Origin of the sequence: Streptomyces sp. NPDC085927, from assembly GCF_044540975.1 — a bacterium.
GTDB classification, from domain to species: Bacteria; Actinomycetota; Actinomycetes; order Streptomycetales; family Streptomycetaceae; genus Streptomyces; species Streptomyces hirsutus.
In genome coordinates, this window is sequence record NZ_JBITSN010000038.1 from 1 (window position 1) to 8,428 (window position 8,428).

The window sequence follows — 8,428 nt, forward strand, 5'->3', positions numbered from 1 at the left end:
CAGATCACCGCGATCCCGATCTCGGCCCTCACCGGCGACAACGTCGTGGAACCCTCCCCGCACATGGACTGGTACGGCGGCCCGACCGTACTGGAGCACCTGGAGACGGTGCCGGTCAGCCACGACCTGGCGCACTGCCACGCCCGGCTGCCGGTGCAGTACGTGATCCGCCCGCAGAGCGCCGAGCACCCCGACTACCGGGGGTACGCCGGCCAGATCGCCGCGGGCACGTTCCGTACGGGTGACGAGGTGACCGTGCTGCCGTCCGGCCGGACCACGACGATCACCGGGATCGACCTGCTGGGCACACCCGTCGAGGCAGCCTGGACGCCGCAGTCGGTGACGCTGCTGCTGGCGGACGACATCGACATCTCCCGCGGCGACCTGCTCGTCCCGAGCAAGGACGCGCCCGCCACCACGCAGGACGTCGAGGCCACCGTCTGCCATGTCGCCGACCAGCCGCTGACGGTCGGCCACCGGGTGCTGCTCAAGCACGGCACCCGGACGGTCAAGGCGATCGTGAAGGACATTCCGGCCCGGCTGACGCTGGACGACCTGTCGCTGCACCCGCACCCCGGCACGCTCGTCGCCAACGACATCGGCCGGGTGAAGATCCGTACCGCCGAGCCGTTGCCGGCCGACTCGTACGCGGACTCGCGGCGCACCGGTTCGTTCATCCTGATCGACCCGAACGACGGCACCACGCTCACCGCGGGCATGGCCGGCGAGTCCTTCGCCACGCCGGACCCGGTCAAGGACGCGGCCGGGGACGACGGATGGGACTTCTGACCATGGAACTCCCTGCGCCCGGACCGCCGGTGACGACGACGGGACTGCCTGCGGCGCGTCCCCTCGACGTCTTCGCCACCTTCGCCAAGGAGGGCGGCCGGATCGGCGGCGGGCGTTTGGGGTGGGGGTCCCCCCGAACGGAGTTCGGGGGAGGGCAGGGCGGGGTCGCGCGATGTGCGTGACGCTCCCGGCGCACCGGGGACGCGCGTACCGTTCGCGTGTCCCGGTCCCGTGCCGCCACCGCCGAAAACCCGCCGATCCCCCGGCCACGACCAGCTGAGTACGTGACCGCCGGGCCCCCGAGAGGAACGCCTCCCGTGCCTGCCACCCCCGCCGCACCGCGCCGCGCGTTCGCCGTGACGACCGCGCTGGTCCTGCTCGCCCTGGCGGGGTGCGGCTACGGCTCCCGGGCCGAGGAGAGCGCCGGCGCCGACATCGCGGCCGGGGCGCGGAAGACCGACGGTCTCGACGCGGTGAGGATCGGCCACTTCGGCAATCTGACCCACGGGACCGCGCTGGTCGGCAAGCAGAAGGGCTTCTTCCAGAAGGAGCTCGGCGCGACCGAGGCGCGGTACGCGGTGTTCAACGCGGGGCCGTCCGCGATCGAGGCGCTCAACTCCGGTTCCATCGACATCGCCTGGATCGGACCGTCGCCGGCGGTGAACGGCTGGGCGAAGTCGCGGGGCGGGAACCTGCGGATCATCGGCGGTTCGGCGTCCGGCGGGGTGAAGCTGGTGGTGAACCCGGACCGGGTGAAGTCCCTGGAGGACGTCGAGGGCAAGCGGATCGCGACACCGCAGCTCGGCAACACGCAGGACGTGGCGTTCCTCAACTGGGCCGCCGAGCAGGGCTGGACGGTCGACGCGCAGAGCGGCAGGGGCGACGTCACGGTCGTCCGCAGCGACAACAAGGTCACCCCGGACGCCTTCGCGGCCGGGTCGGTCGACGGCGCGTGGGTGCCGGAGCCCACCGCGTCGAAGCTGGTCGCCGAGGGCGGGAAGGTCCTGCTGGACGAGGCCTCCCTGTGGCCGGACGAGCAGTTCGTCATCACCAACCTGGTCGTGCGCCAGGAGTTCCTGGAGAAGCACCCGAAGGCCGTCGAGGCGGTGCTCGAGGCGTCGGTCTCCACCAACCGGTGGATCAACGAACACCCGGACGAGGCGAAGGCCGCCGCCAACGAGCAGCTGGCGGCCGACTCCGGCAAGGCACTGCCCGCCGGCGTACTGGACCCGGCGTGGAAGTCGATCCGGTTCACCGACGACCCGCTGGCCGCCACCCTCCGCACCCAGGCGGAGCACGCCGTGAACGCGGGCCTGCTCGAGCGGCCCGACCTGAACGGCATCTACGACCTCGAGCCCCTCAACAAGGTCCTCACGGCCGAGGACGCACCCGCCGTCGACGACGCCGGTCTCGGCGCCGGCTGACCCCGGAACCCCGAAGAAACGTCCCAGGAGGTGACGACCATGGCCACGACCCTCGCCAAGGCCGCCGACGGCATCGAGGCGGCCACCCATGCCGCCCGGATCGAGCATGTCTCGAAGTCGTTCGCGGGCCCGGCCGGGCAGCAGCTCGTACTGGACGACATCACGCTCGATGTCGCACCCGGCGAGTTCGTCACCCTGCTGGGTGCCTCGGGCTGCGGCAAGTCCACGCTGCTCAACCTGGTCGCCGGCCTCGACGCGCCCAGCGCCGGCGCGATCAGCACGGACGGCCGCCCGGCGCTGATGTTCCAGGAGCACGCGCTGTTCCCGTGGCTGACGGCGGGCAAGAACATCGAACTCGCCCTGAAGCTGCGGGGCGTGCCGAAGGCCGAGCGGCGCGGCCGGGCCGAGGAGCTGCTGGAGCTGGTCCGGCTGGGGGGTGCCCACGGCAAGCGGGTGCACGAGCTGTCCGGTGGTATGCGCCAGCGGGTCGCGCTGGCCCGCGCGCTGGCCCAGGAGAGCAAGCTGCTGCTGATGGACGAGCCGTTCGCGGCGCTGGACGCCATCACCCGGGACGTGCTGCACGACGAGCTGACCCGGATCTGGCGCGAGACCCGGGTCTCCGTCCTGTTCGTCACGCACAACGTGCGCGAGGCCGTCCGGCTCGCGCAGCGGGTGGTGCTGCTGTCGTCGAGGCCGGGCCGGATCGCCCGCGAGTGGACGGTGGACATCGAGCACCCGCGCCGTATCGAGGACACCGCGGTCGCGGAACTGTCCGTCGAGATCACCGAAGAACTCCGTGGGGAGATCCGCCGACATGGCCAGCACTGACACGACCGCGAAGGACGCGACCGCGAAGGACGTGAACGACCTCGCCGGTCTCGAGGCGGGGCTCGACGCGCTGGAGACGAGGCAGCAGGCCCGCAGGCCGTGGCGCCAGACCTTCGTCCAGAAGATCCTGCCGCCCGTCCTCGCCATCGCCCTGGTGCTGGCCGTGTGGCAGGCGCTGGTCTCCTTCAGGATCGTCGACGATCCGACCAAGCTGCCCTCGCCGGGCGCCGTGTGGAGCGTGGTGCGGGACGCGTGGCTCGAGGGCGAGCTGCTCGGCTACATCTGGACCAGCGTCTCGCGCGGTCTGCTCGGCTTCTTCTTCGCGCTGCTGATCGGTACGCCGCTGGGGCTGCTGGTGTCGCGGGTGAGGTTCGTGCGCGCGGCGATCGGCCCGATCCTGTCCGGACTGCAGTCCCTGCCGTCGGTGGCGTGGGTGCCGCCGGCCGTGATCTGGCTGGGCCTGAACAACCAGATGATGTACGCGGTGATCCTGCTCGGTGCGGTTCCCTCCATCGCCAACGGCCTGGTCTCCGGCGTCGATCAGGTGCCGCCGCTGTTCCTGCGGGCCGGCCGCACGCTGGGCGCGACGGGGCTGAAGGGCACCTGGCACATCGTGCTGCCGGCCGCGCTGCCCGGCTATGTGGCGGGTCTGAAGCAGGGCTGGGCGTTCTCCTGGCGCTCACTGATGGCCGCGGAGATCATCGCGTCGTTCCCCGACCTCGGCATCGGTCTCGGGCAGCTGCTGGAGAACGGGCGCAACGCGAGCGACATGGCCATGGTGTTCGAAGCGATCCTGCTGATCCTGACCGTCGGTATCGCCATCGACCTGCTGATCTTCAGTCCGCTGGAGCGGTGGGTGCTGCGCAGCCGTGGCCTGCTGGTGAAGGACTGATCCGATCATGCACCGTCCGGTTCTTCTCGTCATCGCCCACGGCAGCCGCGACCCGCGGCACGCGGCGACCGTGCATGCCCTGGTGCGGCGGGTGCGGTCGCTGCGGCCGGAACTGCGCGTGGAAACCGGCTTCCTCGACTTCAACATCCCCTCCGTACCGGGGGTGCTGGACTCCCTCGCGACGGAGGGCGTGCGGGACGTGGTGGCCCTCCCGCTGCTGCTGACCCGCGCCTTCCACGCCAAGGCGGACATCCCGGCGGTCCTCGCGGACGCGGATCCGCGGCTGCGCATCCGTCAGGCGGACGTTCTGGGCCCGTCGCCCCTGCTCCTCGCCGCGCTGGAGCGGCGGCTGTACGAGGCGGGCCTCACGCCCGCCGACAAGTCCTCGACCGGGGTCGTCCTGGCCTCGGCGGGGTCCTCCGACCCGGAGGCGATCGCAGTGATCGCAGCAATCGCGCGGGAGTGGCGGCACACCGGTTGGTGCGCCGTGCGGCCTGCGTTCGCCTCCGCATCCCTGCCCCGCACCGAGGACGCGGTAAGCGAACTGCTCGCCCTCGGCTGCGAGCGCGTCGCCGTGGCCCCGTACGTGCTGGCCCCGGGGTTCCTCCCGGACCGCATCGCACGGGGCGCGGCCCGGGCGGACGTCCTGGCGGACGTCCTCGGTCCGGCGCCGGAGGTGGCGCGGGTGCTGCTGGAGCGGTACGACGCGGCACGGGTGCCGGTGCAGGCTGCCGTGGGGGCCTGAGGCCCCGGGGTGGCGGTGGGCGTCAGCCGCCGGTCACCGTGTTCGAGTCGTACAGCGTCCCCTGGTGGAAGTAGAGCAGCCAGTCCCGGCCGGTGCGGCGCCACAGGGAGCTGCGGTGGGCGCGCCGGCCGTTGTGGTCCGTGTCGAAGGTGAGATGGACGGTGTCGGGCGCGAGCTGCACGGCCTTCATCCGGGAGACGGTGCCGGTGGGGTTCCCCGCATCGCGTTCGCCGGCGAGCAGGGCGATGATCGCGTCGCGGTCCCAGACCCGTCCGGACGCGCCGATCTCCACGAACTCCGGGTGCAGCAGCTCCCCTACGCGTTGGGGCGAGCGGCGCACCTCGGGGTCCAGCAGTCTCAGTTCGGCTTCGATGGCGGCGTCGGCGGCGTACGGGTCAGTCACGGGTGAGCTCCACGAGCTTGACGACGGTGTTCCAGTTGCGGGTGGTGGCGATGACGCCCCTGGTGGTCCGGGGCCTGGCCAGGCGCTCGGCGAGCTTGGAGCGGCCCAGGCCGTCCGGGGCGTACAGGTACAGGGCGCGGTCACCGAGGCGGAACTCCTCGGGCAGATGGGCGGCCCGGTCGACGTCCGCGAAGCGGTCGGCGTCGACGGCGGTGGAGAAGTAGGTGACGTGGAGCTGTTTGGGCTCCAACTCGGCGGCCGGGAACGGGCAGTCGTCGACGATCGCCCGCAGATAGGCGTGGTCGCGCACGATCACGTCGACGGCGAAGCCGAAGTGCCGCTCGACGGCGGCGGCGAGTTCGGCGGCCAGGGCGTCCTCGTCCGCTTTCCCCCCGCCCGGCCCGTCGCTCCCGGTGGTGAACACGGCCTGGCCGCTCTGGAGATGGGTGCGCACGGCGTCGTGGCCGAGGCTCTCCAGCAGGGTGCGGAGTTCGGCCATGGGGACCTTTCTGCTGCCGCCCACGTTGATGCCGCGCAGCAGTGCCGCGTATGTCGTCGCCATCCGCACACGATAGGACGGCCGTCGTGCGCCGTGGGGATGGGCACGGCGGCCGTGTCCGCGCGGAGCGCGGCAGGGCGGGCATCACGGCAGCGCGGACATCGTGACGGCCGCCCCGCGCCCGGGACCCCGATCACGCACCCGGGGACCCCCGGTAGATGTAGGGGTCCCCTCCTCCCCAGTGGGGAGGGGGCGAAGTCCGAGGGGATGAGTTCCGCGCCCGGAGCTTCACCGGTCAGCACGACGAGACGGTCTTGTCCGGCCCCTACCTTCGAACGTGGAAGGCGGCGGCACAGGTCGCTGTCGTGCACGAGGGAGCGAGCCCGTCATGAGGAACGGAGATGCGCGGGTAAGGGGCTTCGCCGCCCGTGCCGGCGGCTGGAGCGCCCGGCACCGATGGGCGGCCGTCGGTATCTGGGCGCTGTTCGTGGTGCTGGCGATGGGCCTCGGTTCGGCGGCCGGCCGGGTCGACGTCGGCGACAGCGACCAGCTCAAGGGAGAGACGCAGACCGCCGCCCGGATCGTCGAGGACGCCGGGATCGAGGAGCCGGCCGGTGAGACCGTACTGGTGCAGGCCAAGGACGACGGACTGACGGCCACGGACGACGAGTTCCGCGCCGCGGTCACCGCGGTCGTCGCGGCGGTCGAGAGGACCGGTGAGGTCACGGAGGTGACCACCCCCTACGAGAGCGACACGATCTCGAAGGACGGGCGCAGCGCGCTGGTCCAGTTCGCCATGCGCGGCGACTCCGACACCGCCGGCCGGCGCGTCGAGCCGGTGCTGAAGGCCGTGGAGGAGGTCCAGAAGGACCACGACGCGCTGCGGATCGAGGAGATCGGCGGCGCCAGCATGATGAAGACGTTCGACGACGCGTTCGGCGACGACTTCAAGAAGGCCGAGTACTCGGCGGTCCCGGTGGCCCTCGGCATCCTGCTGATCGCCTTCGGCGCGCTGGTGGCGGCACTGCTGCCGGTGGCGCTGGCGGTCACCGCGATCATGGCGACGATGGGCCTGATGGGCCTGGTCAGCCATCTGCAGCCGATGAGCGAGACCGCCAACTCCGTGATGCTGCTGGTCGGTCTGGCCGTGGGCGTCGACTACTGCCTGTTCTACCTGCGCCGCGAGCGCGAGGAGCGGGCCGCCGGCCACGACCCGCAGACGGCGCTGCGGATCGCCGCCGCGACCAGTGGCCGGGCGATCGTCGTCTCCGGTGTGACGGTCTGCGTGGCCATGGCGGGCATGCTGTTCACCGGGCTCGCCGAGTTCGAGGCGATGGGCCTGGCCTCGCTGATGGTCGTGGCGGTCGCCATGGTGGGCTCCGTGACCGTGCTGCCCGCACTGCTGTCGCTGCTGGGCGAGCGGGTCGAGAAGGGCCGGCTGCCGTTCCTGCGCCGGCGCACCTCGGGCAGCGGCAACGACAGCCGGATCTGGACGGCCGTACTGCGCCGCGTGCTCGCCAGGCCGCTGCTCGCCGCCGCGGTGGCGACCGGCGCGCTGCTGGCGGTGGCCGCTCCCGCGGTCGGCATGAAGACCCAGAACCTCACGCTGGACCAGGAGTTCGGGGACTCGCTGCCCATCGTGCAGACGTACAACCGGGTCAACGAGGCGTTCCCGGGCGGCGCGGAGCCGGCCGAGGTGGTCGTGAAGGCGGACGACATCGACTCCCCGCAGGTACGGGCCGCGCTGGCCGACTTCCGTGAGCAGGCGGTGAGTTCGGGTGCCTCGCGCGGCCCGGTCGAGACGAAGGTGCACGAGGGACTGAACGTCGCCTTCGTGTACGTGCCGCTGGTGGGCGGGTCCGACCAGGACAGGGCGGCCGAGAGCCTGCGCACGCTGCGCGACGAGGTGCGGCCCGCCACGCTGGGCACGGTGGACGGCCTCGAGGCGCCGGTCACCGGGCAGGTCGCGGGTTCCGAGGACTTCAACGACCAGCTGGTCGCCTCGGTGGTCCCGGTCTTCGTCTTCGTGGTGGTCTTCGCCTTCCTGCTGATGCTGCTGTCGTTCCGCTCGCTGACGATCGCGATCACCTCGATCGTGCTCAACCTGCTGTCGGTGGGCGCGGCCTACGGCATCCTGGTGGCCGTCTTCCAGCACGGCTGGGGCGCGTCGCTGGTGGGCGCCGAGGGGGTCGGCGCGATCATCACCTGGCTGCCGCTGTTCCTCTTCGTCATCCTGTTCGGCCTGTCGATGGACTACCACGTGTTCGTGGTCTCCCGGATCCGCGAGGCCCGTCTGCGGGGCCGTACGACGCGGGACGCGATCCAGCACGGTGTGGTCACCACGGCGGGTGTCATCACCAGCGCCGCGGTCATCATGGTCGCCGTGTTCGGGATCTTCGGGACGCTGTCCATGCAGTCCATGAAGCAGATGGGCGTGGGTCTGGCGGCGGCGGTGCTGATCGACGCGACGATCATCCGGGGCGTGCTGCTCCCGGCGGTGATGGCGCTGCTCGGCGAGCGCAACTGGTACCTGCCGAAGTGGCTGCACCGGCTGCCCGACCTGACCCACGACGAGTCGCCGGCGGGGGCGGGCGCGCCGGTGGCGAAGGGGGGCGTGGACCAGGGCCCGGGCCGGGGAACGGGCACGGACCACGGCGCGGACGAGGGCGAGCGGGTGCGGGTCTGACCCCGTGACCGCGCCGGGAGCGGGGGAAGGGGCACGGCATTCCGGCCGTGCCCCTTCCCGGTTCAGGCCCTAGTGTCCTGCGCCAGTAGTTGATCGTTAGTAGTTGCGTGACTTCTACTGCTGGTGCGTCAGTCCCTCGTCGGGGCCCGAAGCTGGAACCGT

At 71.8% G+C, this 8,428-nt stretch carries 7 protein-coding genes and 1 pseudogene; 6 read left to right on the forward strand and 2 right to left on the reverse strand.

The features are described from left to right. The 5 genes and pseudogenes from ACIF80_RS37315 to ACIF80_RS37335 form a co-directional block, all read left to right on the forward strand. Positions 1-789: pseudogene (locus ACIF80_RS37315) on the forward strand (hypothetical protein); the annotation flags it as partial. 317 nt (positions 790-1,106) lie between these two features. Continuing rightward, positions 1,107-2,213: an aliphatic sulfonate ABC transporter substrate-binding protein gene (locus ACIF80_RS37320; RefSeq protein ID WP_399813445.1), complete on the forward strand. Its 1,107-nt coding sequence runs from the start codon at positions 1,107-1,109 to the stop codon at positions 2,211-2,213. A 39-nt stretch (positions 2,214-2,252) separates the two neighbouring features. After that, a complete protein-coding gene (locus ACIF80_RS37325; RefSeq protein ID WP_399813448.1) occupies positions 2,253-3,041 on the forward strand; it encodes an ABC transporter ATP-binding protein in 789 nt (262 codons plus the stop codon). Further along, positions 3,028-3,933 carry an ABC transporter permease gene (locus ACIF80_RS37330; RefSeq protein WP_399813451.1) on the forward strand — a complete coding sequence of 302 codons (906 nt, stop codon included), beginning with the start codon at positions 3,028-3,030 and terminating at the stop codon, positions 3,931-3,933. The genes ACIF80_RS37325 and ACIF80_RS37330 overlap by 14 nt, the downstream gene beginning before the upstream one ends. A gap of 7 nt (positions 3,934-3,940) precedes the next feature. Beyond that, positions 3,941-4,678, forward strand: a complete 738-nt coding sequence (locus ACIF80_RS37335; protein WP_399813454.1) for a sirohydrochlorin chelatase — start codon at positions 3,941-3,943, stop codon at positions 4,676-4,678. A gap of 22 nt (positions 4,679-4,700) precedes the next feature. Here ACIF80_RS37335 and ACIF80_RS37340 read toward each other — a convergent pair whose 3' ends face one another. Both ACIF80_RS37340 and ACIF80_RS37345 read right to left on the reverse strand, forming a co-directional pair. Continuing rightward, on the reverse strand, positions 4,701-5,081 hold the full coding sequence (locus ACIF80_RS37340; RefSeq protein ID WP_399813457.1) for a DUF4440 domain-containing protein: 381 nt from the start codon (positions 5,079-5,081) through the stop codon (positions 4,701-4,703). Beyond that, complete coding sequence (locus ACIF80_RS37345) at positions 5,074-5,643, reverse strand: DUF1697 domain-containing protein (RefSeq protein WP_399813460.1); 570 nt, start codon at positions 5,641-5,643, stop codon at positions 5,074-5,076. The genes ACIF80_RS37340 and ACIF80_RS37345 overlap by 8 nt, the downstream gene beginning before the upstream one ends. Before the next feature lie 325 nt (positions 5,644-5,968). Between ACIF80_RS37345 and ACIF80_RS37350 the strand changes: the two genes are divergently transcribed. Then, positions 5,969-8,266: an MMPL family transporter gene (locus ACIF80_RS37350; protein WP_399813463.1), complete on the forward strand. Its 2,298-nt coding sequence runs from the start codon at positions 5,969-5,971 to the stop codon at positions 8,264-8,266. Positions 8,267-8,428 lie beyond the last annotated feature (162 nt).